Origin of the sequence: Paraburkholderia piptadeniae (genome assembly GCF_900007165.1) — a bacterium.
GTDB classification, from domain to species: Bacteria; Pseudomonadota; Gammaproteobacteria; order Burkholderiales; family Burkholderiaceae; genus Paraburkholderia; species Paraburkholderia piptadeniae.
Genome location: NZ_CYGY02000068.1, coordinates 23,614 through 50,443, shown reverse-complemented (window position 1 = coordinate 50,443; position 26,830 = coordinate 23,614). Strand labels below are relative to the sequence as shown.

The following is a 26,830-nucleotide window of genomic DNA, read 5'->3' as shown; positions in this document are numbered from 1 at the left end:
CGGTGCCGGCTTTCGGCATTGCGCTGAAGCTGGGGGTGTGTGCGTGTACTACGGCGACGTACGCAATCGGAGAATCCCATGGATTTGATCATTGATGTGGCGGGTGTTGACCAGGCTGACGTTGTTCATGAATTCAGCGACGTTCCCAGCGAAGATCTGGATGTGGTGAAATCGACAGCCCTATTAGGTGATCCGGTCGTAACAGCCGTCGTATACGATGTGTTTCATAACTTGCCAGCAATCATCAGCTCATTGGCTGCGGTACTGGTGGCCTGGGGAAAGAAAGACGCCCTTCGCCGGGTCGTCCTCAAGAAAGGTGCAAAGACGATCAAACTCGAAATTCGGGGAATGTCGGGCGAGGACCTGCATAAGGTACTGGAAAGCCGGATAACGGAATTCCACAATGACGAACCGGATTGAGCTTGAGCACGATGAAAACTACGCGAAACTGCTACACATCAAACGCGATATTTATACAGTCGGTGGATCCGTCGCGTTCGATCAGGCTGTATTGAAGGAAGGCTACGAGGTCTTCCGTAGCGGCGGTGCCGGTTTCCTGTCGATCGCTTCGCCGGTGGCCCGGATGGAGATTTGCGAATGGCGCGGCCGCCATGCCATTGTCTGGGACGCGCGCTGGCTGGAATTTGTCACTGCATTCTGCCGGTTGAACCTGCCGCGCTTCCTGCTTGACGAGACCAAACATAGACCGTTTCGCTGGAACGGGTTCGTTGATCTTGAAAACCTCGTGACTTTGTTCCTGATGGAACAGTTGTGTTTCCGTGGTGAGAGCGAAGTAGGCCTGGCGCTTTCGCTCAAGAAAATGTTAGTTTCAAAAGGCCTGACGGCGACTGCAGTTCTGACGACGCCACCGCCATTCCCGGATGCCCAGTTGCGGAGGCTTTATAAGGATTGCATACGGTTTTTCGAAGACAGTATGCAGCATCTGACGCTATCGCACGAGTTCACGCATCTCGCTTTCAATCTGGGCGTGCTTCAACATGACGTGGCGGCCGAACAGTTGAAGCCGCTGGTTGGTCAACTGGTCGACCTCGCGCGGCGCTGCGGCCCTGAAAGTGTCGCTCGATTTACCGAACAAGAGCGCCGGTTTGGGGGCACGGAAATTATCGAAGAGATATGCAGGCGGCTCCTTGGAGATGGTACTTCTAATGAATCGATTGAAGAGAGCTATTGTGACGTAAATGCGTCCTCTCACTACGCTCGTAGATACGTCGCGCCGCGGGTTGCGCGGCACAACGATAACGCGCTCTTCCGGCGCGGCTACTGGGTAATCGTGAACTACCACACGGCTCTTTTTCTGTTCCACAAGATAGCGTTCACCGCAGATACCATAATCTCCCGTAAAGGCTGGTACGGCGTCGGTTTTTCCGGGGCTGCGGCCGCGCGTGAAGGGATATCGAGAAGCATCTACCGTAACGCGGTAAAGAACGTGGGGGGGCGATGTACCTTTTCAAACCGGGCGGATGAACTGCAAAGGGATTTTGACCGCCTGGATCATCAGGCCGCGACCTTACTGTCCGAGACCTTCGAGTGCCTGTCTGATTTTGCGTTTGACCAACGCTGGGCAGGCTGGACAGCACGCGCCTCGGATGAGGTGGTGGCCGCAGGTGGCATTGAGGCTGCACGTGGCGAGGTGTTGCAATTCCTTGGTTGGCCGCGGCCTTAAACGAAAAAGCCCGCGGGTCTTACACGCTAACGATACATTTTTGAGCGGCTGGTGGCTGACGACCTTGCAAGCAATGGGTTCCGGGCGCTTTGCTGATGTATGTATCAATACATCGTAATACATGCAAACTCTAAGGCCAGAATGTTTCTACCGGCCCCCTCCTTGCAGCGTGTGCTTGTTCGCCGAATTGGGTACTCAGGGCAATGACCTCAGCCGACTGCGGATTCAATCGGCCGATGCAAGTGGATTGATGGAACCGCTCAGCCGGGCTGCGAAGTGGAAGGCCGGTTGGCCGTTGCCGGACCCGCTCCGGCCACTCGGTCATCAACTGTAGTCAAGTCCGCTTCCGAGGTACAGCGGACCCACTGAACGAAACGTCGAATGGACTTGACCGGGACGTCTATGACCGAGGTTATCGCATGGTGAATTTGACCTGAGCAAGCATCTGATCTCTGATGACATCCTTCGGTTCCTACTCGGAGAACAAACAATGCCCGCTCTTATGGGGAGTGGGTAGCCAATCGCATACATCCTGCGATGTCTCGCAGTAACGTCAGTCACTCCGCTCCGCGGCGTGCTGTCTTATCCTCGTTTCCTAGCTGCTTTACCCTTCTTCGCAAGCACTTCGCGAACTGCGGTCATTGTTTGTTGAGCAAATCGAGCGCGCTTGAGTTCATCATCTGTCGGGAAACCTAAATCATCGATGATCTTCTGGCAGCGTTCAAAAGTCTTAATGTAAGACTTTGTCTCAGAATTCAATGCCTCGATCAATTTTAGCGCATAGGCCTCCGCCTTCTTTGAATTAGGTGCCGGAGTGTCCATCTCGCCAATGCATAGCCATTTGAAAAGCTGAATTACATGCCAGCGTGCCTTAATGTAGTTTTGCGCGCCAATCTTCCGACCATTAATCAATGTCTGATATTTGTATAGCACCAAACACGCAGCATAGTAATAGGCTTCATGATCGCCCTCACGAAATAAATTATCGCCACTTGCCGAAAAAATCGTGGCCACATATCTCGCTGCATTATGCGGCAGATCAAGAAACATAGCAGCATAGCACCGTGCAACTTCACGAACATCAAAAATGCGGGTCGACTGGTAGCCCACATTTTTAAACTCGCCCTGCCGACGCTCGAAATGAATATGATTTTCAGGTGCCCTCTCTTGATTTTGAATTTTAAAATATTTCTGCACCAATTTCGCTTTTTCGCGAAGCCCAAAGAATGCTTCTTTAGGTATGTCTGATTGGCTGTTTGTTGCAGCTATAATATCACTGGATGCATCGTTTTCGGGTGACTCAATGAATTTCACTACAACATTCACGGAATCAGTCAAGAGCAACTTATTTTCGTGCAACGTACTACTTGTTTGGCAACCGTTAATGACTTGATAATTAACAAGCTGCAACTCTTTAGTATTTGGCGTTAAAGTCAATTCCGGTGCTACAACGGTGATTCCATTATTTAAGACAGAAAATAAAGATTTCTTTTCGCCATCTTGCAAGGTCTTTTTTATAGCCGCATTAACGTCATTGCCACTTCCAAGGAACGATCTGACATTCTCCTCAAATACTGATTCGCGGAGATTTCCATCTGGATCCACCAACAATGCGTCGACCAAATTACGAGCGTTCACAATTGCAACGTAAGATTGCGGAATACCGGGCATTGCAGGCATTCCAAAGTAGTCTATGAGCTTGAGCTTTGCCTCATTCTTCTCAGAGAGTTGTGCGTAATATCTGATCAGCTCACTACGACCAAGGGGTGCCACGTCAACAGCATAGAAGAATTCAATCTCTTTTATATAACGTTCAATAATACCGAAGGCGGCTTTGATTTCACGTTCTGCCGAATAGACGCCTGAAGTGCAGTAGTAGACAACACAATTAGGACGTCGATTTCTGACCTTTTTCAGATTGCTTAGAACAATTTTGAAAATTTCGAGTGATTCGGTGTTAAATTTCCCATTTGGTAGCTTGGGATCAAGCGAGAGAAAATCTTCAAGCCCCATCTTGAAGTTGGCAATTTCATCCTTCTTGAATTGCTCACCACTTTTTATTTGAGTAAAGATTATGTCGACGGGCAAATTGGTTTTGTGGGTCTTAAATACTTCGATCGCGTCATCGACCGTTGTGATCAGGTCACCATCTATCAGCACAGCCAAACCATCTATGGATGCATCATCCTCGTCCGTGGTGACATCAGCAGGGCTGAACCGGCCGAAATAATGCTTGGAGGTTACGCAATAATTACAAAATCGTTCGAACTGTTTTGAGACGGCCAGATCTTCGTATTCAAAATCACGCGCCAATTCTTCGACGTGATTTTTCAAAATTATGTGCATATTTCCCCGATGCGTCGTTAAATGAGAACGCCACGCGGCGTCTACCGCCGCGTTTCCCCAAAGTGCGCGTCATCATATACCAAGCAGCGAAAGAGATTCGACCAAATGCAATACACCTTACAACGTGAGCTGTCGGAAACAGTGACATTGCGTATAGATTATGCGGATTGTATTGCCGCGAGGCCCGCGTAACCGAAGCACTAGCGCTTGTTCATTCCATGCCGCAACGGCCTAACTCTGAGAAGTACTGCAGGGGCGGTCAGCCGTATCGAAGTGGCATGTTCCCTTAACTCCCTTAGCCGGGGGCATTGAAAGACTCTGTCCGGTGCCGCAGCAAAGCGGTCGTCTGAACGCCCGAGCGACCACGTACGTGAACGGCCGTTTGTGGCCGGCGGACTGCCGCCGGATGTCGTCGGCCGAGCCCGTCGACCCTTCTCTGCCGCTCGTCGGGCGGTTGTGTAAATGGCGACTTTCGGGTGCACAGCGGTCGTCCGATCAAGCGTGACATACGTACGCCGACGAGGAAATAATGCCTCGAAGAGAGGCGTAGACGTCGTATGCACGTGAACTGTAGGCGCGCCGCGTGTGCATCCTTGGTTCATCCGCATAACACAGCCTATTCCCATCAACGGACTTGTTCGCGGGGCGTGGTGATACGCAAGCTTCCGAAGAGGTTCCGCATCAGGGCTGGCTGCAACGCCGAAGTGGTATATTTCCAGCGTGCCGCTCCGGTAAGCTAGCGGAACGTTCGAGTATCTAGCCCGTGGCGAACAGACGCAGAGACGATTTCTCAAAGACGACGGCGCTGCAGATCGCGAAGCGCGCGGGCTGGCTTTGCTCCTTTCCAACTTGCCGTACGCCGACGGTCGGAGCAACCGCGGATGGGAAGGGCGAGATCAACATCGGTACAGCGGCACACATCTGCGCCGCCGCTCCTGGCGGCCCGCGTTATGACGCTTCGATGTCAGCGGACGAGCGCAGTTCCGCGAACAATGGCATCTGGCTGTGTCGCGATCACGGCAAGGCCATTGACTCCGACGTAAAGGAATTCACCACCGAACGTTTGCGCGAGTGGAAGAAGCTGGCAGAAGAAGACTCGTGGCGACGCGTGCTGCGAAACGAAGCGCCGCCAGTGCTAGCGTCTCCGCCGCAAGACGACTCGCATACTCGAGTCCGCCGTGCCGCCGAGGCTGATCTTGCGACATTTCGGAAGACGGCAAAGTGGCCGCGCACATCCGTTGCGCTGACGGTAAAGGTAGACGGCTACGAGACACCCGCGACGACGACCGCGCTCGCCAGCGCTGTTAGGACGCTTGACGACCTGATCCTCGTCGCGTCGCCCGGAATGGGCAAAACAACGACTTTGTTTCAGATTGCCGATGGCGTTTTGGCCAGCGACAGCGGCATACCCGTAGTCATTCCTCTAGGCGATTGGGCGACTGAGAACATCGCGGTACTGGACTCGATCCTGAAACGCCCAGCGTTTCGCGATATATCAGAAGTCGATTTCCGTGTCGCTGCGGCCCTGCCCGGCGTCGTGCTGTTGCTCGATGGCTGGAACGAGTTGGACGCAGTCGCGCGCGAGCGCGCGCGCGTTCAGGTGGAAGCACTTAAAGCGGCATTGCCCCAACTTGGCCTCGTCGTTTCGACACGCAAGCAAGTCCTCGATGTTCCGTTTCCCGGAAAACTCGTCGAGTTGCTGTCGCTAAACGACGAGCAGCAGATGGAAATCGCCAAGGCGATGCGCGGCGATGCGGGCGCGAAGATTGTCGATCAAGCTTGGCGCACGGCGGGCGTGCGCGAGTTGGTCTCAATTCCGCTCTATCTCATCGCCGTGCTCTCTCTACCAGACGGCGCACCGTTTCCTACAACAAAGGAAGAGGTCTTGCGACGGTTTGTGGCGGCCCACGAGAAAGACGCGCGCCGTGCAGAGGCGTTGCGAGCCGTGGCGAGGGGGTTCCAGCAGGACTTTCTGGACGGTCTGGCCATCTTCGCCACGCAAACAGCGAACACGGCCATCACAGATTACAGCGCGCGGCGCTCGCTTTCCGAAACGGCAACACTACTCGTCGCGAACGGGCAAATAGCGGCCAAGCCCGAACCCGACGCCGTGCTTGAAGTCCTGGTCGACAACCACGTGCTCATGCGCGCGGGCGATACGCACGGTGTGTCGTTCCAGCACCAGCAGTTTCAGGAATGGTACGCCTCTCACTGGGTGGAACGGCAGATCATCGCGAACGCTTCAGTCACGGCGGGGCTCGAGACTCTGAAAGCGGAAATCTTCAATTTCCCCGTATGGGAAGAAGCGATTCTCTTCGCCGTCGAACGCATGGCGCGCGGCGAAGCGCCCGAAAAGGCTGCTTGCGGAGTGACCATTCTTGCCGCTTTCGAGGTCGATCCGCTCCTTGCGGCCGAGATGATATATCGAGCGACGGACGACGTCTGGGTTTCTATCGCCTCGACGATCCAAGCGCGGGTCGAACACTGGAACGCGCCGGGAAAATGCGACCGCGCATTGCGCTTCATGATGAACTCGGGGCGCCCCGAATTCCTCGATCGCGTCTGGCCGCTCATCACGCATGAGAACGATCAGGTAAGTCTCAAGGCGCTGCGCAATTGCAGGCGCTTCCGTCCTCCCTTGCTTGGGCCGGACGCGGTGAAGCGCATCAGGACTTTGCCGCCACAGCCACGGTTGCTCCTCTTGTCGGAAATGGCGTCGCACAGCGAGATGGATGGCCTCGATCTCGCGACTGCGATCGCGAAGGATGATCCAGACCCTGAAGTGCAGGCTGCAGTGGCCGAAGCACTGGCGTTTCGTCGCGCTGATCACCACCTTGCCGCGCTGCTCAAAGAAGCGAAAGAATCGACCTTCGACTTACTGGTTCGAAAGGACCTCATTGATGACGTAAGCGACGAGCGCGTAAGGCAAGGGATTGAAGCTGCTCGTGAGCGGAAGGCCAAGGAATGCGTGTCGGCTTACGATCGGCTGCGCACGATCGTCTTTGCCAGCGATGGTCAGGACAGGAGCGCAGACCTCGTAGCCATCATCAGCGAGATGGAAGTCGAGAACAGCCAGGATGCGGTAGTGCATCTCGTCTATGAAGCGCGCAATCGGTATCCCCGTGCCGTGGCCGAAGGTCTGCTGGCGCGCGTGCGGACAGGCCGCACGTTGTTCTATGGTGCAGACGATATTCTCGCTTCGGCGGGGTGCAGCTTCGAGGACGACACGCTGCTGCAGCTCGCGCTAGCGGAAGGCCCGGTTCGCGACGACCGCGCGGAGGCGGCCGCATCTGTCCTCGGTCCGAAGGCTACAGGCCGCCTGGTTGACGCACTATTGGATGTCGCGACGCGGTTACGCCACTCAGACGGCACGTACGACAAAAGGGCGGCCGACCGTTATCACCAAATTCAAGCCCGCATTGCCCACGTGCCGGGTGCGAGCCTCGTCGCCGCAGTGCAAGCTCGCTCAGCGCAGGCAAACAGCGAGCAGATGGCGCGGTTGGCCGAGCGGCTGTCACGTCATTCCAATGGCGAAACCGATAGCTCCAGGCCCTTTAATGCGGAAGGCCTCGTAGCGATCCGCGGGCTTATTGCAGACTGGGGCGACCGTATGTTGGTCTCTGGCATCGCAGAACGATGGCAAATGGCGGCGATCGCAACGCTCGCCAGCTGCGCTCCCGACGCGAGCCTGCTGCCGCTGCTGAAGCGGCTGCTGGATGAAAATCTTCGACGCTACGGCGCCTTCATAGAAGAGGCCGAAGCCGCAGGCTGGCGACAGGGCAATGCTGTCAATGAGGCACGCCAGCCGATGACGCACGAGTATCAGCGCGCGTTTCTCGCGATCGACGCGCCGGAGACCGCCGCGCTCATGCGCGAATATCTCGCCGACCCGCACTTCGGAGAACTCGCGGCTAGCGTTCTTGCCTCGCAATGGGAAACAGCAAACGAGCCACCGCGCGACAAAGGATTCTTCGGCGGCGTGGATTTCAGCTGTGTGAAGGAAAAGCGCGCGGCACGCACCGCCGACCCCACCGCGACGTCGGTGGAATCGGAAGCTATTTTCACTGCGATTGGGTCGCTGATCGCGGACGGCACAACCGACGAGCAGAAGAAACTTGCGGCTTCACTCGGCATCGTCGCAGCGCGCCTGCCACACGGCCAGCACAAAACAACGATCGAAACGCTTCTCACCCTGTCTTCCCGGCGCGAACGCTGCAAACTGCTCCTGAACCGTATCCTGTCGGGCGAGGAGATCGACAGCAAGCTTGTCGTTGACGGCATCGCAGAAACATTCGAGGCTGCGAAGAAGGAACCGTGGATACTCACGCAAGGTGACGGCTACGAGCTGCGCGAATGGCTGCGGTTATTGCCATTCACGAATCGCCCAGCAGACACGCTTGAGGTCGTACGTGAAATGCCCGCGGCCCTACGGCATCCCGGATTCTTTGAAGAAATGATTGGCTGTCTCGCCGAAACCGCCTCAGAGGAGGGGGAGGAAATCTTGTTCAAGCTCGCCGAGGAAGACCCGCGCTTTTATCAAAATTATCGATGGCGCGAAACTGCCCTGAAGTTCGGCACCACATCTGCCGCACTCCGTCTCATCGACTTGACGGCGAATGGCACTCTTCACGGCAAGTCGTTTGACGACTGGCGCCAGTCCAGTGAACTCGCCGCGTTGATTGCCAAATTCCCTGAAGTCCGCAGGCACGTATACGGACTATTGAAAGACGAGGCAATGTCGCAGCCGCTTGTGCTGCTGGCGCGGGCAGTCGCGGAAAGTCCCGATGTTGAGGGAATTCTGCTCCTGACCGACATTGAGAACAAACGGAACCAGTCCTTGTTAGGGTGGCGCTCGATAGAGAACGTCGTCACCGAACACGTTCCCGTTGAGAATTGGAGCGGCGCTTACAACGTCGTCTCTATTCCTGTCCCCGAACTTAGAAAGAAACTGCTTGCAGAGACGAGGGACGGCGGGCCAACGGATGCTGCCGCGCGCTGCCTGAACACCATCGACACGATAAGGGACGAGCGTGGCATGCCCATGTCCGAGCCACGCCATCCCGATCTCGCTTCCGGTAAGCCTTGGCCTATCATGGCACCGGACCCGAACGCGACCGCTGAAGGCTAGCCCCCCAGATAACCGTCGCTCCGGTAGGCGGGTAAGCATATTTCAGCTAACGGCCGCTATTTGAGTCCAAGCCGGCGTTCCAATGGCCGCGCAACGGTGCAAGCGAACGGCACTTCATGGCCGGACCCGGTCCGACCGTCGAACACGGCGCCGTGGTCCGCCGTTGATCGACCCACATCGGGCAGCACTCGACCCACTTTGGCCGATCAGTGAGCTAGTAGCCGATGCCAGCTTTCGCGCCAACAGCGGACAAAATCCAGCACGAGAGAGCCGAAACCGCAAGGTTATGCGAAACATGTGCATTGCCCGATCACAGGTTCAAGGCTGAAGTCTCCCGCCTTCACGTGCACAACTTCTGAGCCCTCAACAGAGACGTGACTTGTCATCCACAGAGAGCTCCGCTCGCGGCGCGTGACGGTATAGTCCGTACTCCAACTTTCCCCAACCTTCAGCGGGAACCGCATCAAACCGCTATTCGGTTGGTAAGAGTACGAACCGTCTACAGTGACATTACCAGTGCTGTCGAAGTTGTGTTCATGCGGCTCGCCGTGTGGGTGCTGTACGGACATGCGAGTCTGTTGCGGCGTGACTTCGACAACCGTGTGTCGCGTCACGCTAGCCGGGTAGGCGCTCTCGGGACTCCCGAAGGACCAGGTGTCGCCGACGTGATAGACCGGTAAGTCCGCCTGTTCGACAGGGAGAACAGTGGATTGCTCGGCGAGACAAACCGCGGCATAGAACGATAGTGCGACAGTGGCGAAGACACACTGGATCTTCGCCACGCACACGCACGCCGGCCGGTATATCTTCAGTGATCTGAGAGGTGGCACCGCTTGTTCGGACAGGGTCGCGAGATTTTTAAGTGGAACCACCGGGGCGTTCATGCTGCCGATTTAATCGCTGGCAGCGTCGCGAAGTATGCCTCATCTGGCGTGCGGTCTTCCAGACTCGAATGAGGTCGTCTCTGGTTGTACAGATTGATGTAATCGCCGATTGAGCGTCGTGCGTGGCTGACCGACTCATATGCCTTCAGGTAACCGAGCAGCAACTTCACGTATTGCGTTGGTCTTGAACTGAGGCCCCTTTCCTTTGACAAGCCGCTGCTCATAGAAGGGACGGTCAGTCGCGCATATCGGGCGCTCGATAGCTACACCGGCGCGCGGTTGCGTCGGTGGTTACGTACCAAGCACAAAGTAAGACGTCGCACGGGCGGGAGCTATCCACCCTCGCACCTCTACGGGTACTTTGGTCTCGTTCGTCTACAGGGGCCTTGGCAGTGACTAGCCGTGTACGAAGGCGTGATGTCTTGTCCGAGAGCCGGATGCGGGAGATCTGCCTGTCCGGTTCGATGAGCGGGTTGTGGAAACGGGGTTAAGGCAAGGATACTCGGGCACCGCCAAACGAAAGGGGCGGAAACAGACAAACCGAACCTAATGCTACCGCGCCACAACTCGACTCTACCGATCCCAGCCATTTGAGGGCTTGATGGCGACAACAGGCCGTACCGGGCGCTTCCCCGCCGCTCCCGATCGGCCGTTTGGCGTCGCGACGGCTGCGGCGGACGTTGCACGAAAACGCGTCTGTTGAGATAACCCTTGTTATCTCGCTAGATGCATTTTTGTGCGAAACTGGCACTCATGAAAACGCACCTCACTTCCCCTAAACCCGTGACCGTCGGGCCAGCGGACTTTCCCGACGCCGATGCGCTCGCCGCGCTGCGTGCGTGGTACGCCGGGCTCCCGTCGCGCGAAGCAGTCGCACGTTACCTGCCAGGCAGGGTCGGGGAAGGGCGCTCGGCGCGCGGCGTGCTCGGCCAGATCCGGCGCACGTTGACCGCAGCGGCGCGGCGCGCGCATCGCGACGATCTGGTGGGGGTGCTCGGCCATCCGGCCGCCGAACGTACGCGACATGCGCAGGCCGTCGCCCACGCGATCGAACAGCTGCGGCATGCACGCCCGCCCGAACCGGAGATCGCGGATCCCGTTGAGCAATGGTTTTCGTCGCGGGCCGTGCGCGCGCTCCACGCGCAGGGCATCGTCACCCTCGCTGACCTGACCGTGCGCATCCCGCGCCGGCGGCAGTGGTGGAAGGCCGTCCCCGACCTCGGCGCGGCAAGCGCCAGGCGGATCGAGGCGTTGTTTGCCGCCTGGCCGGCGCTGACCGAGCGGGCGCGCGCGCTCATCCCCGAGGAAAGACGTAGCAGCATCGTCCCGTGGGAGAGTCTGCGCATGCCGGAGCAGGTCGACGGGTCGTCCGGTGCGTTCCGGGCGCCGCGTGCGACGTGCACGCTCGACGCCGGCAACGATTACGAGGCCGTGCAGGCCTGGCTGGCGCTGCACGAATCGGCGGCGACGCAGCGCACGTACCGCAAGGAAGCCGAGCGCCTGATCCTGTGGGCCATTGTTGAACGCGGGCGCGCACTGTCATCGCTCACCACCGAAGACGCCGTCGCCTACCGTTCGTTCCTGCGTCGCCCGAGCCCGCGTGAACGCTGGGTCGGGCCGTTGCGGCCGCGCAGCTCGCCGGACTGGCGCCCGTTTGCCGGGGGCCTGTCAGCGCGCTCTGCGGCGCACGCGCTGTCGATTCTCAGTGCGCTGTTCCGCTGGCTGATCGAGCAACGCTACGTGCTCGCGAACCCGTTCTCGGGCGTCAAGGTCAGGGGTGGCGCAAAAGCCGCGGATCTGGACGCGTCCCGCGCCTTCACGGAAGGCGAATGGCTGCTGGTACGCACCATCGCCGATGGGCTTGAATGGTCGTATGGCTGGTCGACGGCAGCCGCCGGGCGACTGCGCTTTCTGCTCGACTTTGGCTTCGCAACGGGCCTGCGCATCAGCGAACTTTCAGGTGCAGCGCTGGGCCACATCGACACGGATGCCCGCGGCGAGCACTGGCTGCGCGTGACCGGGAAGGGCCATAAGGCCGGCCGGGTCGCGCTACCCCCACTCGCATGGGATGCACTGACACGCTACCTGGTGGAGCGGCAATTGCCCGTCTCTCCGGCCCGATGGCGCCCGGACACACCGCTGGTCGGCAGTCTTGACGCCGAGGACGTCGGCGCCATCAGCAGCATGCGCCTGTGGGCGGTGACGAGACGGTTTTTCCGGCAGGTGGCGGAGCAGGTGGATGGTGACCATCCCGCGCTCGCCGGCAAGCTGCGCCGCGCGAGTCCGCACTGGATGCGGCACTCGCATGCAACGCACGCGCTCGCGAACGGCGCGGAGCTGACCACCGTGCGCGACAATCTGCGACACGCATCGGTCGCGACGACATCAATCTATCTCCACGGGGATGATGTGCGCCGGGCGCGACAGTTGTCGGGGGCGTTCGGATCCCGGAAATGAGGAAGCATGTCGTGCGGGGACACCATCTGACGGGCACAGCCAGATCGGGTTGTGAGCGACCATCTCGTTCCAGTTCAGAACCGACCGAACAGCCGCGCCCGGACACGCGGGAATCTAAATTTTCTCGTGATTTTGCCGATGACAAGGCTTGACGCACGATGAATCCACCAGAAAACCCAGACCGGACGAGAATCCAGAAAGTGACCAGGAATTCGATAGACGCCCACCGTCTTATTAGCGCGCTCAAGCGAAAACTCGACGTTCAAAGTACTCAGGAACTCGGGAATCTATTAGGTCTTAGTCAGGCAAATTTCCGCGACTGGGAATCAAATGGACTGACCGAAGAAAAGCTAGCGCGCGCAATCGTAAAAACGATGCGCTCCAGCGAGCAGAAGGAGCGCGTCAAGATAGCGAAAGAAGCGATTGCCAGCCTTCGCGACAAGTTCGACGTCGGGACGAACGGGCGATTCAGTCATCAACTCGGTATCTCCGCCGGGACGGTAAACAACTGGTTGAAGTACGGCCTGACAGGCAGAAAGCTGTCTGACGGGCTGCTGAAGGCGAGGCAACGTGCAGTCAAGTCGGCGCATGAATGCGCGATTGCACCGGTCGTCGAGTATTTCCAGCTTTCGCCTTTTCGAAGATCAGCTAACGGGACTGCGGAACTGTTTCCGACGCGTGCGCCGGACACCACCAAAGCGCTGCTGGGCCTCAAGAGCGCACTGGAGGAAAGTCACGGAATCTATGTCTTTTACGACTCCCGGGGGCGGGGCCTGTATGTAGGCAAGGCGCAACGCCAGAGTCTGTGGAAGGAGATGAATCTTGCCTTCAATAGGGACCGCGACACGACGCAACGCGTGTACCGCGTTCAGCATCCGGAACGCGGCGAGTTCAAGACCTCGGATGAATACGCCCGCCAGGTCAGGCTGACAACACGCCATTTGAGTCACCTCGCTACGTATTTTTCCGCTTATAAGGTAGACGACGCGCTGATTAACGAGTTGGAGGCTTTGCTCGTCCGGAGCTTCGCAAACGACCTTCTGAACGTAAAGATGGAGCGCTTCGGCAAGTAATGAAGCAGCCCGGTCGCCTGCCGCGGAAACCGTTGGCTGCATGCCGATGACGGCGCGGGGGGAGGCGCGATCCAACCCGCGACGCGCTTCGGCTAGCAGCCCTGAAAAAAGAAGCGAGATTCTCCGACAGGTACAGTCAGGCTCAACGACAACACTTGCGAGCGAAAATCATAACGGCCGAACCAATTGAGCTGGACACGTAGCAGTCAAATCTACGCTCCATGTCTCATACCAGGCTTTAGATTGGATCAAACGCGAGACCGCCTGTCGCACAACGTCAACACACAGGATGCATTTGCCGAAGAGAATGTATAAATAGTTGCAGACAGCAGGTGCGCTCGTGAGTCTCGACTGCAGAGATCCGGCATAGAGAGCGGCGCTCCGGCCGAAGCCGGAGCGCCGCAACTTTTCGCGCAGCGTTTTGCAATAGCGCGCAGATCCTCAGATGCCTGCGTTGTCGTTCGACAGGCGAAAGGTGGCGACCCGCTGCACCATCTGCGATGCCTGATCGTGAAGTGAGGCCGCGGCGGCGGCAGCCTGTTCGACGAGTGCAGCATTCTGCTGCGTGACCTCGTCCATTTGCGAGGCAGCTTTGTTCACCTGCTCAATGCCCTGATGCTGTTCAATCGAAGCCGCCGCAATCTCCGTCATCAGGCTTGACACCCGCCGCACAGCCTGCACCACTTCATCCATGGTCGTTCCCGCCTCGTCAACCTGTGCAACGCCTGCCTTCACGCGATCCACCGAATCCCCGATCAGATCCTTGATCTCTTTTGCTGAAATGGCCGAGCGCTGCGCAAGCGCCCGCACTTCTCCCGCAACCACCGCGAAGCCACGCCCCTGCTCACCGGCGCGGGCCGCTTCTACCGCCGCGTTGAGTGCAAGAATGTTCGTCTGGAAAGCAATGCCTTCGATGGCGCCGATGATCTCGGCAACCTTGGTGGAGCTCTCGGATATCTCCCGCATTGTGTTCACGACGCGTCCCACCATATCGCCGCTACGCTCAGCCACGTTCGATGCTTCTGCGGCAAGCGCGCTACCTTGCGTTGCGCTCTCCGCGTTCTGGCGGACTGTCGCCGTCAATTGCTCCATGCTGGCGGCTGTCTGTTCGAGCGATGCTGCCTGCTCCTCGGTGCGGGAGCTCAGGTCGCTGTTGCCAGCGGCAATTTCGCTTGATGCTAGCACGATGGTGTCGGAGCCATGACGTACGTCGCCGACAATCTGTCTGAGGCTGCCGTTCATATCGCTCAGCGCGGCTAACAGCTGTCCGGTTTCATCCCTGCTGGTCGATGCGATATGTTGCGTCAGGTCGCCGGCTGCGACAGTACGCGCTATGCGCACGGCTTCGGATATGGGACGGGTAATGCTACGCGTGATCAGTCGACCCAGGACAACGCCGCACATCATCGTGAGAAGAGCGAGCCCTATGAGGATCTGACGACTGGTTTCGTAAATGCTGTAGATGTCCTGCGTCGCCTTTCCGGTTTGTGCCATCTGAAACTGGTTAATGTCATCAAGCGCCGCCTTGTAACCGATGAAGATGGGGAGCAGGTCGCTGCGTAACAGCTTGACCGCTTCGGCCTGCTTACCACTTGCATGGAGGTCGAGCACCTGATTCACGCCCTGCTCGTAACCGTTAGCCTGCTGCATGAGCCGGTCGCGGACCTCGGGCCGTGCAATGGTGCCCGTCAGGTAGGCAAGATCTTCGCGGAGTTTCTTCTGCGAAACCCTGATTTTCGCCAGGGCACTGTCCTGTACCTGAGGGTCGTCATTCAGGAGAATGTTTCGGGCGGAGATGGCGATCGAAGCCAGGTTTTCCCGGGCTGCCCCGGCGTGCAACAGCCGGGGGAGGTTCGTATCGGCAATAGTGTCGGCTTGCGCTTTCAGCAGCCCCAGCATGACAACGCCCAACCCCGTCATCACCGCAATCAGCAGCAGGACGACCGCGAAGCCCAGCGTCAATCTGATACCTATTTTCATGTCTGCCAGCCGCCATTGCTCCACCCCGGTGTGAGCCGTAGTCCGTAACATGTTCCCCGCTCGCGTCTGCTGAACTCATTGTGTTTGCCCTCGCTTTCAGACGGCCTGTCAGCGATTAAGATTCCATTGCAATGAGAAACTTTCGTCGGGAAAAAAAGTTTCGTCTAATACCGATTCGATGCATCTCTTATCTGAAATTCCTATAAGACACGCCGCGGTGACTGCCGACCGTCGCGCGGGTTCTGTCGCACAACAAACGGTGTCCCCGATAATTTTTGTTGGGTGTATCCTGCGCGCCAGCAGCGTATCCATCGTCACAGTCCTGGCTCTTGAAACAGGCCCCTTGTCCGGAGCTACCATGGAGTTGCGTCACTTCCGCTATTTCGTCGCAGTCGCTGAAGAGTTGAGCTTCACGAAAGCCGCCCGTCGACTGCATATCAGCCAACCCCCGCTCAGCCAGCATGTACAGGATCTGGAGCGCGAACTCGGCGCCGTGCTGTTCGATCGCAACCGCGGCCATGTATCACTGACGGAAGCCGGCAGTCTCTTTCTATCGGAAGCGAAGGTGGTGCTTAGCCAGGCCGCACATGCCGTTGACGTGGCCAAGCGGGCGGGGCGGGGGGAAGTGGGGGTGCTGCGTGTGGGTTTCACCGCGACAGTGCCATTTACGCGCGTGTTCTCCAGCGTCGTCCATGCGTACCGGCGTCAACTGCCGAATGTGCGTCTCTCGCTGAAGTCCTCGATGACCGGGCCGATCCTTGAGGCGCTCCGGATGTCTGAACTTGATGTCGGCCTGATCAGGCCCGCAGCAAACACGACGTTACCCGAGAACATAACCGCCGTCCCCGTACGGCGAGACCGGCTGATGGTCGCCCTGAACGTGGACCACCCGCTTGCGCAATCGGGCAAGCCTGTGGCGATCCAGGATCTCGCCGACGAGTCATTTGTCCTGCGGCCTGACGGAGTGGGTGCCGGATTTTATGAGCAGGTCTACGCTATCTGCAACGACGCCGGCTTTACTCCGCACGTAGAGCAGGAGGCGAACGAAGCTGCAACCATCCTCGGCCTTGTCGCTGCAGGACTCGGCGTGACGATCGTGCCGGCAGCGCTACAAGGGATTGCGATCGCTGGCGTCGCCTGGCGTGAACTGGTCACGGACAGCAACGCGGTGGGTGTCCTGTATCTCGTATTCAGGGCGGATGAGGGCAACACGTTCCAGCGCTCCTGCTTTATCGAGCTGGTGCAGGAGTTCAGCGAAAAGTGACAGGGACGGTCTGTAAGACCGGTTACCAATCGACCGGCCCTGCGATGTCGCTGACACATCGGCTGACAGGACGTGCATTGCTGCAAGTCTGCGATCACGGACGCGGGGCGTCGCGAACTAGTCAACGTGCGATCAGGTTCGCGCCATTCGGAAATCGCACTGTTAGCACCTGCAATCCACGTCGTTGTTCCGAATGTCTCAAGTCAAAACAGGTCTGCCCGCGCCTGGCGGGGTGGCACGTTTCGAAGCGCGTGCAGATCACGCGCGGCTTCACCTCGGAGCCTGGATTGCACCGTTGGTATTCGCTGCATAACCGGTATTGGCGTGGTTCTGCTGCGCCACGATCGACTCCGCCTGAGCGAGGTTAGACGGATAGTCTGTCTTGTCCTGAGGATCGTATCCCGCCTTTTCGAGCGCGATAAATTCTTCGCGCACCTGAGCGCGGGTGAGCGGGGCACTGGATTGATCCGCCGAAAACGACTGGGCGTGGGAGAGCGCGGGAGCGCAGAGGGCGGTGAGAACAACAGCGAGCGTTAGCGGTTTCATGGTCGAACCTTTTGGTGAGTTCCATCAGGTCCCAGTATAAGGGGTTACCCTCATCATGGTTATTACCTAATCCGTCGTCTCCGTTACAGAAATTAACCGGGTACGTACCGTTTTCAGCAGGGGCTCCGGGCCCCGAGCCACATACATCCGGAGGCCACGGTATGGTTTTCGCAAGGTTCGCGAAGCGCGAGGTTGTAATTGCATTGCAAGGTCCGAGGAGGCGTGGCGCTGTGTAAGCGCCCGGCGAAGGCACGGGAGCGAGCTGGCTAGCTGAGATCGGGCAACGCGGGAGCCCAGCAGTGAGGAAGCAACTGTTCGATGTCAGAAGCGCGATGTGTTGGCAGACGCGTGAGCACGTCCTTCAGATAGGAGAGCGGATCGTGCCCGTTCAATTGTGCCGAGCGAATCAGGCTCATGATGGCAGCGGCACGTTCGCCGGCGCGAAGTGAGCCCGCGAACAACCAGTTTTTCCTCCCAGTCGCCCAGGGACGGATCTGGTTCTCAATCCAGTTGTTATCAATGGGCACGTGCCCATCGTCGAGATAGCGCGTGAGCGCCGCCCAGCGATTGAGGTTGTAGTCCAGGGCTTTCGCAATTCCTGAGGCTTCTGGAACCAGGCACCGCTGCGCGCTCATCCACGCATGCAACGCATCCATCACCGGTCGCGAACGGCTATGCCGCAGCGCACGCCGTGCATCGGGATCAAGCACCGCGGCTTCCCGTTCGATTTCGTATAGCGTGCCGAAGTATTTCAATGCCTGCCCGGCGATCTCACTCTGATGGTTTGCATGCAGCTCGAAGAACTTGCGTCGCGCATGCGCGGCACAGCCGATCTCCGTGATGCCCCGGGTAAAACTGTTCTTGTAGCCGCTATAGTCGTCGCACACCAGCTTGCCATGCCAGTCGCCCAGGAAGGCGCGCGCATGCTCGCCAGCGCGGCTGTCGGCGAAGTCATACACGACTGCCTTGATCGACGCGTATTGCGTCGTGGCATACGCCCAAAGATACGCACGATGTGTCTTGCCTTTGCCCGGACTGAGCATCTGCACAGGCGTTTCATCAGCATGCAACACACCCTGACGCAGGATCTGTTCGCGCAATGCATCGACCAGCGGCCGCAATCGCACGCCGCATACACCCACCCAGTCGCCCAGCGTCGACTGAGGGATCGCCAGCCCTGCGCGGACGCAGACGCGCTCAAGCCGGTACAGCGGCAGATGATCGGCGAACTTCGATACCAGCACCCAGGCCAACAGCGCGGCAGTAGGGATGCCCTTGTCGATGATGTGCGCGGGCACGGGTGTCTGCGTCAGCGTCTCGCATTGACGGCACACCCACTTGCCGCGGATATGTCGCTCGACTGTGAACGCGCCTGGCGTGTAGTCAAGCTTCTCGCTAATGTCTTCGCCAATGCGCTCAAGCTCGCAGCCGCAGTGGCACGTCGTGGTATCCGGATCGTGATGAATGTCGCTTCGCGGCAGATGCGCAGGCAACGGCGCGCGTCGCGGACGTTGCAGCTGCCGTGATCTGCGCTCCGGCGTATCCGGCTGAAGCTGTTCGAGCTCGGCTTCAATCGCGGCCAGATCCGTATCGATCGCCTCGTCGAGCAGGCTCATCTGTTCCGTATTGAACTGCTCGCTGCGCTTGCCAAACTGTTGCCGTTTGATGACCGAGAGCTCATGCGTGAGCTGGTCGATGCGGGTTTGCCGATACTGCAGCTCCCGTTCCTTCTCACCAACTTCGCGTTGCCTGTCTGCGAGCTGGGCGACCAGCTCCGTAGCCAGTGTTCGCAACTGGTCAGCGCTGAGCGTGGCGAGATCGACGGGCTGGTCCATGACAGCGAGTCTGACAGACACGCCACGCATCAGGAAGCGAAACTGTTTACGTGCGCGTTGGCCTCACACCACAGTAATGGCGTGATCGCTTGCCAGTGTGCGCCACGGCAGTCCCGTCACCAGTGCCCGTAACTGTTCCTGATTCAGCGGCAGTGCAACGGACTGCTCGCCGTTGCTCCAGACGAACCGCCCGCGATTCAGGCGCCGCGTGGCCAGCCAGATCCCCAGGCCGTCGTAGACCAACACCTTCATTCGCGTCGAATGCCGGTTGGCAAACAGGTAAGCATGGTGCGGGCGCGCCGCGCCGAATACCTTGACCACGCGTGCGAGCAGCGTATCGGCGCCCGCCCGCATGTCCACGGGCTCAGTTGCCAGCCAGATCGCGTCGATGCGGATCATCGCAACCACCCCTGTAGCCAGGCCGCGCAATCATCGGCCGCCGACACCGGCCAGTAGAGCGTAATCGTGGCAGCACCGCGGCGAATCTCGATGCGGATCTCGCCCCGATCAGTTGCAGCAACCGGTGCTTGTAGTTGTAGTGGCACGAATGTCGCCGTCGGTGGCGGCTGCGCTTCATCCGGCGCCGGATGGTCGCCCGCACGCTGTCGCGCTGCCACCACCCATCGGCGCAGCAGGTTTGCGTTCAGGCGGTAATGCAGCGCCACCGCCGCGATCGACACGTGCGGTTGCATCGCCGCGCGCACCGCCATCTCCTTGAATTCCCGGCTGTGTTTGCGACGCTCTATTGCCGGTACCACTCCCTCATCAATCCGATCGTCGTCCGCCATGGTGTACACGTCTCCATCAAGCTTTTGATGGACACGATGCTCCTATGCGCAGACCACGAACCTCAACCTGACTTCACCGGACCCTTACGGCGCTGTGCCATGTGACACCGGATGACAGGGCACCATGGCGCAACGCGGAGAAACATCGGAGGTTCGACGAAATGCGGTTCGGTTCGTTCTACTTATTGTGTTCCATGCTATGAAACCTTTTCACGAAGCCACCTTGACAGCCCACTGTCGAGAATGAGCTGAGCCAGCCGTGTGGGTCCCAGCAGCGTGACACCCTCGATCGCGGTGTGTTCCGGCAGGGCCCCTGTGTGCCATACAAAGAACATTCTGGCGTACGCAGCACTCGATCCGAACTGTTCGACATACTCCGACAGCGACGCGACGGTCGCGTCTGACTTGACCTGTACGAATGCCTTCTCTCCTGTGGTCGGCAACTCCAGTTCAAGATCGACGGTTTTCTGCGTACGACCCACCGCGCCTGTGCGGCGCCAACCGCTTGTCGAAAACAGAAGATCCACAAGCAGCTCAAAGTCCTGCCACGTCAGTAACCGGCACAAGTCGACAATTGCAAGCTTGTGAGCTGCCTCCGCGGCGATCGCAGCCGAGACTTCGGGTAACGGTTCGTCGTTGATCTTGCGGACCAGGTAGTCACGCGCATCGACATTGCAAATCGTGCCCCGGAACCCCTGGACTTTCAGCAGGTGGCCGCTAAGCCGATCCATCGTTAGCGGCACGCCCGCGAGGCTGCGGTTGTGCCAGCCGCACAGCGTCCTTCGCAGGCGGCTGCCATCATCCAGGACTTCGACCTGCCCAACCGGCTGACACCAGTAGAGGTAGCCACCGGAGAAGGTAATGAAGACTGAGTCGGGACCGGTTGTATAAAACGCCCTGATCTGATCTGTGTCACGGGTGGCAGTCCCGCCATTGCCATTGCGCAAGCCGATCCATAGCTCACGCACTGCCTCCCAGTCGCCCCGGACGCAGAGATCGTCCGGTGTTTCGTGATATCCAAACCTCAGCGTTCCCGATGACAGGCACTGGGCCTCCCATTCGCCACCATAGCCAAGCTTGATAAATTTAACTGCCGAAGGCTTTAGACTGGACACGGACAAGAATGATTATCGCGACCGTCAGAGCTTAACACTCGGGCGGCGCTGCGCGGAAACGCGGTGGGTCCATCGCCTTCCGTAATTTCGCGCAACGGCAATAAGCCCGACCTCGATGGCCACCTCAGCCCTTGGGTCGACTCAACGCGGTTCTTATCCCGACGCCCTGTTTGGATAGCTCCCTGCGGGCAGCCTTCGCCGTAGTCGGGACGACGATGGACGGGACTAAAGGAAGCGTGGCAGATGCCGTTATTCACCCAAGGGTTCGCATATGAGTTCTTCTGCCGCCCGACGTCAGCGAGTGGTGGCCGTGCACGACAGTTCAGGCAGCCGTCCAGACGCTTCGCGCGTGTCAAACTGATGCGATCGCGGGCCGGCGTCACATGCTCGGCGACGCCGCATTGCCCGGACGTCATCACGAGAATTCACCTCAAAAAGCGGAATAAGAATGGCGCAAGAAACTCCGGCAGACTTGCACATCCTCGCAGTCGCGCAGAAGTGGCAGAGCGAACTCGAGCAATACGCGCCAGTCATTGCGCGCGGCCTTGCGATGTTCAATTCAATGAGCCTCGGCATTCAGGCTGTCGCCCAGGAAATCTTTCCCCGGATCGCGCTGCACCTGCACGCATTGGAACGGATCGACTGGTCCGAAGCAATTCGCAGGATGCAAGCGTTGCCAGCGCAGTCCAAAGCTGCGATGACACTCGCTGCGGGTAACGGTTGGTTTTTTGGCTGGAGCGATTCGCTGCAGGGTGTGATTGAACTGATCGATAAGCTCAACGGGGCGCTGCCCGACGAAATTGATCAGGTGCTTACGCAGTACTATCGCGACAATCTTGATTTTTTTGCTGATGAGCTTTTTAAAAAACACCCGGCCCGAGCACCCGTCATCCAGGCGGCGGTGAACGCGCACAAGGCGCTCGGAACCGACGGTTACTGCCTGGCGATTCCGGTTTTCATTGCTCAGGCAGACGGCCTGTTGACAGAGATCGCGGATGTTAAATCTGCGTTCATGAAGGACACGCGCGTGAAGGACATGCGCGGACAGCCAGAGTTGCAAGCCTCCGTCGCCCTGCGCGAGCAACTTGCGGCAGACCCGGCGCTGCTGGATTTGATACACCCGCTGCTGACCTTGCACGATCTCGACTTCATGAAAAGCGCCAACGCCAGGAAGCAAGCCGCTCAGAAGGAGGGAGGGCGCTTTACCGTGTTGAACCGGCATCAGGTCATGCACGGGGAGGTCTCGGACTACGGGACGGAGATAAACAGTCTGAAGGCTTTCTCGCTTTTGACTTTTATCGGCACTCACCTGCCCGAAATCTTGCAGCGGGAACGCTCGACTTGTGTCAAGACTTTAGCGCAGACGGGCGGAACAGGATGAAGGTCGTTTAACGTATTCGATACGGGCGGGACATATCGTCAAACCGGAATGAAACTGATGAAAAAACTGATTTTTGCTGCTGGCCTGGTCACCGTCGCAATGGTGGCCAAAGCGGAACTTCCCCTGGATTCCGGGTCCGCCTGGAAGGCAGTCCAGTGGCACCCCAACCAGGTGAATGGGCTCTATGTCGATGCGAGTTCTATTGCGCTTCGAAACGATGGGCGTGTGACATACTGGGAGCGGCGCACCGAAACAGCGCCGGGGAGCAGTGTTGCTGCAGTCGAATACCAGCGCGTCGGCACGTGCGGTGGCGATTCAACATGGATTCTGGCTTCACGTCTGTACGATAAGGCGGGCAAGCAGGTCGCGTCGCAATCCGAAGCCCCGAAAGTCGCGGTCTCTTTCTCGAGAGAGCCGGACGAACAGGTCGTTCTGGGCGTCGCATGCTCGTTGCTGAAAGCCCGTCATGTTGCTGGCTAGATTGACCTAGTCGGAGAACTATCCCACATGGGGATGCTGAGGAACGGAGGAAAACAGAGGTGACCGAAGAGCAAAAGAAGTCTTATGCATTGGACAGCGACAACGAAGGATGGATCGTTGGATGGGCCGTTATTCGCAATAGCCCCTGGGATCTCGCCGGGATGTTCTTGACCAGGGACGAAGCCGAGGGCGTGCAGCGCGAACTTGGAAGCGCATACGAAGTCAGGCATGGTTCAAGGAAGTTGGGCTCGAATGATTTCATCGGCTCCTGAGTGTTTCTACCCGGCTTGAGGTTGCGCTGTATGCCGTGGTGCGCGACACATCGCGAAACGCCAGCGACGATCCGGCTTCGATGAAAACGGAGAGTCTTGTGCCAACAGCGGGTCGCAGTTCCTATGGTGTCTTTTCGCTGGTTTTTGCGGCGTCCATTGCCCTCGCCTTGGGGCTCGTCGTTCGACGGGCCCGCGACGAAGATTCGCTAGGACTACCGGCGTTGGGCTGCGCCAGTCGCGATCCTCATTGCAATTTTCATCGCATGGCGGCTCCAGAAAATGCTGGTGGGCTCATGGCACAGGCCACGTTATGCGACGCTGGAGCGGCAAATGGGGCCCCGGGGAGGCATGGGCGACGGGGGCGGTCGCAGGGGCGATCCTGGTGGGAATCGGAACGGGCACATTTGCTAACGTGATGAATCAGGTCATCGGCGTTCCGTATTGGTGAATTACTGAAAGTGAACGGGAGGCGATCAGAATATGTCAATCAGACACTCAGCTACGCGCGAGGCGGCTAACGGATCGCACACCGGAAAAGCCGATGAAATCCTGTTTCCTCAGGTGCCACTTCCGGAGCAATTGACGTATGAGTTTTTGGGCACGTTTGCGCGTTGTGAATACGCCTTGAAGTGTTCTGGCTTCAAAGGGTAGCCAGAAATCTGTCGAAGCCGATTGGGACGGGTTTGCGATCGATATCGACTGGCATTTCAGGCGTGTGAAGGACGAACAGTTTGAGCAAAGCGTCGACTATTTGCTGAGGCATCCACCTCGCAAGCAGGTACTCAGGGAAGGACGTATCCATTGGCAGGAATCGGTTCCCGACGGGAACCTGAAAAAGGCCCAGCAGGTCTTGCTGATGGTCCGGCGTGTCAGGAACAACCTTTTTCACGGGGCGAAGGTCTGGTCGCCCGAACGTGGCGGCGATCGCGACAGGGATGTGTTGCTGGTTACTTCAGCGTTGACCGTAATCAAGGGATGCGTGGCACTTCGTGAAGAGGTCGATTACGCGTTCAGATTCGGCATCTTCTAACGCGACGGCCGGGCAGCTGCCCACCGGTTCAGGAATATTCGGACCTTATCGCGAGCGGCGACTCTTGTAACGTGGAAACAGCAAGGTTGATCCGTGACCGGTTTATCGCCCGTTAAACTGCTTGCGTGCCGCCCGTTCCCGCGACTGCCATATTGCGCTCACATGGCCGAGTTAGTTCACATGGCCGTGTTACGCCGCCGACAATGAACCTGCAATCGAAGCCTCCGTTTTACGTACGGTCTCTCGATAACGCGGGGCAACGGGGCAGGCCGTGTTTCGGGTACCAGATGTGCCCCCCGCCGTCAACGCGTCCGGCCGCGCGCCGGCGTTTTCGGTGGGAGTTCGGCAACGGTTGTAGTGGCACGTTGCCGTTTCAGCCGGTGTTTTCGGCCTCCGGACTGGGCAAGCCGCGTTTCCAGGTCGGCGAGCAGATCGCTCGGCGTGCAGTCCAGGGCTGTGGCGAGCGCGAACAGCATGGTCAGCGTCGGTTGGTGCTGTCCAAGTTCCAGCATGCTCACGTAGTTGCGGCGGATGGACGCCTCGAAGGCCAACTGCTCCTGCGTTAATCCGGCCGCAAGTCGCCGCTCGCGAAGCATGACACCAAAGACTGCCTGCACCGCTTCCAAATCCCGCTCCCAGTGAAATGGGAGCACTCTCTATTTCCCGCTATAATTTGTCTTCCCAGTACACTGGGAATTAGATGCGGTGCGTTGGGCGCAAAGCGCTGTCTGGCCTGGGTATGAAGAATTTTCCCCCCGTCAGTTTTCCCTCCGACAATGTCGAGGACGCCCGCGAAAGACGTGGCAAGGCCGGCGCGTGACCGGTCGATGGATGATCAGGGAGATATCGAACGAGATATGGCGGGCGCGACTGCCGGAGCGGCGCGAGGTACGCGAGCGAACCGGAATGCGCGGAAGGGGCATGATGTTAGTGACGAACACGGGTTGGGCAGATCCGGATCCGGTCATGCACGATCTGGCGGACGATTATCGCGCGTGGCGATACGTGGCCTGGACAGGGGAAACGCTCAACTTCTGGGTCATTGGGTCGCGTGCAGTGCGTGACGATAGCAACAAGCCCGATGGCTGGCTGGTCGGGGGACCTGAGGCGTTGCTGGAAGCCGCGGGCGAGCTTCAGATCGGCACCTTTGCGGTCTACGTACTTGACTACAGTGACGATGACAGGGCGGCGGGCCTGCGTCGGGTCACAGCGATCTGGCGCGAACGCGGGCAGAAGGATGGTGCAGTCGGATTCTGGTATGCAACTGACACGGGCGAACTGAAGCCCTGTTCCCGTCTGCAGTTTCCACCTGAAAGTCGATTCGAACTTGTTAGCGAACTGGTCTTTGACCGGTGCGTCGGGTACGTGTCGCATCCAGAAGGAGAGGCATGACCGTCATGAACACCCGCGCCTGCGAAGGGGCTGGACCCGTTCCGGATGACTTTCCTCGAGAGCACCCTCAGGGCGCCATCGGCGGGTACCGTCCGAAAATTCTGCTCCGGCGAACCGGCGAGCAGCTTGTCTCGGGGCCGACCGATGAAGAACTTCTTGCGAGATACGATGCATGCGAAGACCTTGTCCGACAGCTCGCCACGTACGCTCGCCGGAAGCTTGCGGAAAACCCACGGCAGTCGCTATCCGATACGCTTTCCCGGATCGAAGCCGAGGTAACCAGGAAGGTGTCGTCGGGACAATGGCACATTTCATCGGCCGAGATGGCCTGGATCATGACGCAGGTTCGCAAGCTGATGGCAGAAAGAACGGCTACATGACGGTATTCCCTCAACGCCTGCGGTGTATGTAATCCAATGAGGCAACCATGACCCGAGTCAATGAAGAGCAGGTCACGGATGACCCGCCTGGGGGACCCGTGCTCAGCTTGCGGCTGCCGGCTGGTACCGATCCAGCCGTCGTGTCGTCTCTCAAGCGTGAGCTGGAGGATCTGGTGGCGGTTGTGCTGACGAAGACGCCGTTCGGAGAGGTTGTTATCGAGCGGGCAGACGAGCTTGCCGACGCGATCACGAAGCTGTCGGCTCCCGTCGCGCCGCTAATCGAGGAGCGCATCAGGCGTCAGGAGACGATCCGCTCAGTCCTTGCACGAGGTGAATGGTTAACAGTCGAGCAGATCAATGCGCTCCAGATAGCGCCGCCACCCAACAACGCACAGCCGGCCGCAGACTGGAAACGCCGTGGCCGCATCTTCAGTGTGTCCATTGGCGGCAAGGAGTATTTTGCCGGCTACCAGTTCGACACCATGTGCCAGCCGCTGCCGGTCATCAAGGAAATCCTGGACGCGCTCGGCCCTAAAGCCGACTCGTGGAAGATCGCGGCCTGGTTCCATTTCAAGAATGGATGGATCCGGGGTACCGGGGACTGTGAGGATCAGCCCGTCGCTCCGATGGATGCTCTCGACCGGCATGAAACTGTGCTTAATGCAGCCAGGCGCATGCACTCGACGTACATTGCGTAGTCCGCCGTTCAGTATTGCCGAGAGTGCACCAAATTCCGGTACTGGAGCCCAGAAGGCCTTATGCGAGGGCCGTCGCGAAAGGCGCGCTCTGCGGCCA

At 58.6% G+C, this 26,830-nt stretch carries 23 protein-coding genes; 14 read left to right on the top strand and 9 right to left on the bottom strand.

Going from position 1 to position 26,830, the window contains the following annotated elements; translation table 11 throughout:
* Positions 1-78: 78 nt before the first annotated feature.
* Both BN2476_RS32815 and BN2476_RS32810 read left to right on the top strand, forming a co-directional pair.
* A complete protein-coding gene (locus BN2476_RS32815; RefSeq protein ID WP_087738356.1) occupies positions 79-420 on the top strand; it encodes a hypothetical protein in 342 nt (113 codons plus the stop codon).
* Positions 404-1,684, top strand: coding sequence for a hypothetical protein (locus BN2476_RS32810; protein WP_087738355.1), 1,281 nt, complete (start codon positions 404-406; stop codon positions 1,682-1,684). The genes BN2476_RS32815 and BN2476_RS32810 overlap by 17 nt, the downstream gene beginning before the upstream one ends.
* A 582-nt stretch (positions 1,685-2,266) precedes the next feature.
* On the opposite strand, the gene BN2476_RS32805 is transcribed toward BN2476_RS32810, so the two are convergent.
* Complete coding sequence (locus BN2476_RS32805) at positions 2,267-4,018, bottom strand: AIPR family protein (protein ID WP_218274564.1); 1,752 nt, start codon at positions 4,016-4,018, stop codon at positions 2,267-2,269.
* 973 nt (positions 4,019-4,991) lie between these two features.
* Between BN2476_RS32805 and BN2476_RS32800 the strand changes: the two genes are divergently transcribed.
* Positions 4,992-9,158 carry an NACHT domain-containing protein gene (locus tag BN2476_RS32800; protein WP_218274563.1) on the top strand — a complete coding sequence of 1,389 codons (4,167 nt, stop codon included), beginning with the start codon at positions 4,992-4,994 and terminating at the stop codon, positions 9,156-9,158.
* 880 nt (positions 9,159-10,038) lie between these two features.
* On the opposite strand, the gene BN2476_RS32790 is transcribed toward BN2476_RS32800, so the two are convergent.
* Positions 10,039-10,266 (bottom strand): integrase core domain-containing protein, encoded by a 228-nt coding sequence (locus BN2476_RS32790; protein ID WP_143811099.1) that lies wholly within the window; start codon positions 10,264-10,266, stop codon positions 10,039-10,041.
* Positions 10,267-10,795: 529 nt separating this feature from the next.
* Here BN2476_RS32790 and BN2476_RS32780 point away from each other — a divergent pair.
* On the top strand, positions 10,796-12,499 hold the full coding sequence (locus BN2476_RS32780; RefSeq protein ID WP_087738351.1) for a site-specific integrase: 1,704 nt from the start codon (positions 10,796-10,798) through the stop codon (positions 12,497-12,499).
* 158 nt (positions 12,500-12,657) lie between these two features.
* Entirely contained in the window at positions 12,658-13,572 is a 915-nt protein-coding gene (locus BN2476_RS32775) for a GIY-YIG nuclease family protein (protein ID WP_087738350.1), read from the top strand.
* Between the two features lie 441 nt (positions 13,573-14,013).
* Here BN2476_RS32775 and BN2476_RS49385 read toward each other — a convergent pair whose 3' ends face one another.
* Entirely contained in the window at positions 14,014-15,552 is a 1,539-nt protein-coding gene (locus BN2476_RS49385; protein WP_268957973.1) for a methyl-accepting chemotaxis protein, read from the bottom strand.
* 358 nt (positions 15,553-15,910) lie between these two features.
* On the opposite strand from BN2476_RS49385, the gene BN2476_RS32765 reads away from it, so the two are divergent.
* Entirely contained in the window at positions 15,911-16,816 is a 906-nt protein-coding gene (locus BN2476_RS32765; RefSeq protein WP_087738481.1) for a LysR substrate-binding domain-containing protein, read from the top strand.
* A gap of 270 nt (positions 16,817-17,086) precedes the next feature.
* Here the strand turns inward: BN2476_RS32765 and BN2476_RS32760 are convergent, their stop codons facing one another.
* The 5 genes from BN2476_RS32760 to BN2476_RS32740 all read right to left on the bottom strand — a co-directional run bounded on the left by BN2476_RS32760 (position 17,087) and on the right by BN2476_RS32740 (position 21,100).
* Positions 17,087-17,362 (bottom strand): DUF4148 domain-containing protein, encoded by a 276-nt coding sequence (locus BN2476_RS32760; RefSeq protein ID WP_087738349.1) that lies wholly within the window; start codon positions 17,360-17,362, stop codon positions 17,087-17,089.
* Between the two features lie 266 nt (positions 17,363-17,628).
* Positions 17,629-19,197, bottom strand: coding sequence for an IS66 family transposase (tnpC, locus tag BN2476_RS32755; RefSeq protein WP_087738480.1), 1,569 nt, complete (start codon positions 19,195-19,197; stop codon positions 17,629-17,631).
* Positions 19,198-19,260: 63 nt separating this feature from the next.
* Positions 19,261-19,596 (bottom strand): IS66 family insertion sequence element accessory protein TnpB, encoded by a 336-nt coding sequence (gene tnpB, locus BN2476_RS32750; RefSeq protein ID WP_143811098.1) that lies wholly within the window; start codon positions 19,594-19,596, stop codon positions 19,261-19,263.
* A complete protein-coding gene (locus tag BN2476_RS32745) occupies positions 19,593-19,985 on the bottom strand; it encodes a transposase (RefSeq protein WP_087738348.1) in 393 nt (130 codons plus the stop codon). The genes tnpB and BN2476_RS32745 overlap by 4 nt, the downstream gene beginning before the upstream one ends.
* Positions 19,986-20,182: 197 nt before the next feature.
* Positions 20,183-21,100, bottom strand: a complete 918-nt coding sequence (locus BN2476_RS32740) for a restriction endonuclease (protein WP_087738479.1) — start codon at positions 21,098-21,100, stop codon at positions 20,183-20,185.
* A 448-nt stretch (positions 21,101-21,548) separates the two neighbouring features.
* On the opposite strand from BN2476_RS32740, the gene BN2476_RS32735 reads away from it, so the two are divergent.
* The 5 genes from BN2476_RS32735 to BN2476_RS49775 all read left to right on the top strand — a co-directional run bounded on the left by BN2476_RS32735 (position 21,549) and on the right by BN2476_RS49775 (position 24,379).
* Positions 21,549-22,481 (top strand): hypothetical protein, encoded by a 933-nt coding sequence (locus BN2476_RS32735; RefSeq protein ID WP_087738347.1) that lies wholly within the window; start codon positions 21,549-21,551, stop codon positions 22,479-22,481.
* A 57-nt stretch (positions 22,482-22,538) separates the two neighbouring features.
* Positions 22,539-22,961, top strand: coding sequence for a hypothetical protein (locus BN2476_RS32730; RefSeq protein ID WP_143811097.1), 423 nt, complete (start codon positions 22,539-22,541; stop codon positions 22,959-22,961).
* A 59-nt stretch (positions 22,962-23,020) separates the two neighbouring features.
* Positions 23,021-23,233 carry a hypothetical protein gene (locus BN2476_RS32725; RefSeq protein WP_087738345.1) on the top strand — a complete coding sequence of 71 codons (213 nt, stop codon included), beginning with the start codon at positions 23,021-23,023 and terminating at the stop codon, positions 23,231-23,233.
* Between the two features lie 715 nt (positions 23,234-23,948).
* Positions 23,949-24,263: a hypothetical protein gene (locus BN2476_RS32720; RefSeq protein ID WP_087738344.1), complete on the top strand. Its 315-nt coding sequence runs from the start codon at positions 23,949-23,951 to the stop codon at positions 24,261-24,263.
* A complete protein-coding gene (locus BN2476_RS49775; RefSeq protein ID WP_087738478.1) occupies positions 24,248-24,379 on the top strand; it encodes a type IV toxin-antitoxin system AbiEi family antitoxin in 132 nt (43 codons plus the stop codon). The genes BN2476_RS32720 and BN2476_RS49775 overlap by 16 nt, the downstream gene beginning before the upstream one ends.
* 186 nt (positions 24,380-24,565) lie before the next feature.
* Here the strand turns inward: BN2476_RS49775 and BN2476_RS32710 are convergent, their stop codons facing one another.
* Positions 24,566-24,880 carry a helix-turn-helix domain-containing protein gene (locus BN2476_RS32710; protein WP_235851072.1) on the bottom strand — a complete coding sequence of 105 codons (315 nt, stop codon included), beginning with the start codon at positions 24,878-24,880 and terminating at the stop codon, positions 24,566-24,568.
* Positions 24,881-25,184: 304 nt separating this feature from the next.
* Between BN2476_RS32710 and BN2476_RS32705 the strand changes: the two genes are divergently transcribed.
* The 3 genes from BN2476_RS32705 to BN2476_RS32695 are packed head-to-tail and all read left to right on the top strand — an operon-like array spanning position 25,185 to position 26,733.
* Positions 25,185-25,655 carry a hypothetical protein gene (locus BN2476_RS32705; protein ID WP_143811096.1) on the top strand — a complete coding sequence of 157 codons (471 nt, stop codon included), beginning with the start codon at positions 25,185-25,187 and terminating at the stop codon, positions 25,653-25,655.
* Entirely contained in the window at positions 25,652-26,035 is a 384-nt protein-coding gene (locus BN2476_RS32700; protein WP_235851064.1) for a hypothetical protein, read from the top strand. The genes BN2476_RS32705 and BN2476_RS32700 overlap by 4 nt, the downstream gene beginning before the upstream one ends.
* 47 nt (positions 26,036-26,082) lie before the next feature.
* A complete protein-coding gene (locus tag BN2476_RS32695) occupies positions 26,083-26,733 on the top strand; it encodes a hypothetical protein (protein ID WP_087738342.1) in 651 nt (216 codons plus the stop codon).
* Positions 26,734-26,830 lie beyond the last annotated feature (97 nt).

Coding starts and splice junctions, on each gene's coding strand:
- BN2476_RS32815 (WP_087738356.1), top strand. CDS start 79: ATGGATTTGATCATTGATGTGGCGGGTGTTGACCAGGCTGACGTTGTT.
- BN2476_RS32810 (WP_087738355.1), top strand. CDS start 404: ATGACGAACCGGATTGAGCTTGAGCACGATGAAAACTACGCGAAACTG.
- BN2476_RS32800 (WP_218274563.1), top strand. CDS start 4,992: ATGTCAGCGGACGAGCGCAGTTCCGCGAACAATGGCATCTGGCTGTGT.
- BN2476_RS32790 (WP_143811099.1), bottom strand. CDS start 10,266: ATGAGCAGCGGCTTGTCAAAGGAAAGGGGCCTCAGTTCAAGACCAACG.
- BN2476_RS32780 (WP_087738351.1), top strand. CDS start 10,796: ATGAAAACGCACCTCACTTCCCCTAAACCCGTGACCGTCGGGCCAGCG.
- BN2476_RS32775 (WP_087738350.1), top strand. CDS start 12,658: ATGAATCCACCAGAAAACCCAGACCGGACGAGAATCCAGAAAGTGACC.
- BN2476_RS49385 (WP_268957973.1), bottom strand. CDS start 15,552: ATGAAAATAGGTATCAGATTGACGCTGGGCTTCGCGGTCGTCCTGCTG.
- BN2476_RS32765 (WP_087738481.1), top strand. CDS start 15,911: ATGGAGTTGCGTCACTTCCGCTATTTCGTCGCAGTCGCTGAAGAGTTG.
- BN2476_RS32760 (WP_087738349.1), bottom strand. CDS start 17,362: ATGAAACCGCTAACGCTCGCTGTTGTTCTCACCGCCCTCTGCGCTCCC.
- tnpC (WP_087738480.1), bottom strand. CDS start 19,197: ATGGACCAGCCCGTCGATCTCGCCACGCTCAGCGCTGACCAGTTGCGA.
- tnpB (WP_143811098.1), bottom strand. CDS start 19,596: ATGATCCGCATCGACGCGATCTGGCTGGCAACTGAGCCCGTGGACATG.
- BN2476_RS32745 (WP_087738348.1), bottom strand. CDS start 19,985: ATGGCGGACGACGATCGGATTGATGAGGGAGTGGTACCGGCAATAGAG.
- BN2476_RS32735 (WP_087738347.1), top strand. CDS start 21,549: ATGGCGCAAGAAACTCCGGCAGACTTGCACATCCTCGCAGTCGCGCAG.
- BN2476_RS32730 (WP_143811097.1), top strand. CDS start 22,539: ATGAAAAAACTGATTTTTGCTGCTGGCCTGGTCACCGTCGCAATGGTG.
- BN2476_RS32705 (WP_143811096.1), top strand. CDS start 25,185: ATGATGTTAGTGACGAACACGGGTTGGGCAGATCCGGATCCGGTCATG.
- BN2476_RS32700 (WP_235851064.1), top strand. CDS start 25,652: ATGACCGTCATGAACACCCGCGCCTGCGAAGGGGCTGGACCCGTTCCG.
- BN2476_RS32695 (WP_087738342.1), top strand. CDS start 26,083: ATGACCCGAGTCAATGAAGAGCAGGTCACGGATGACCCGCCTGGGGGA.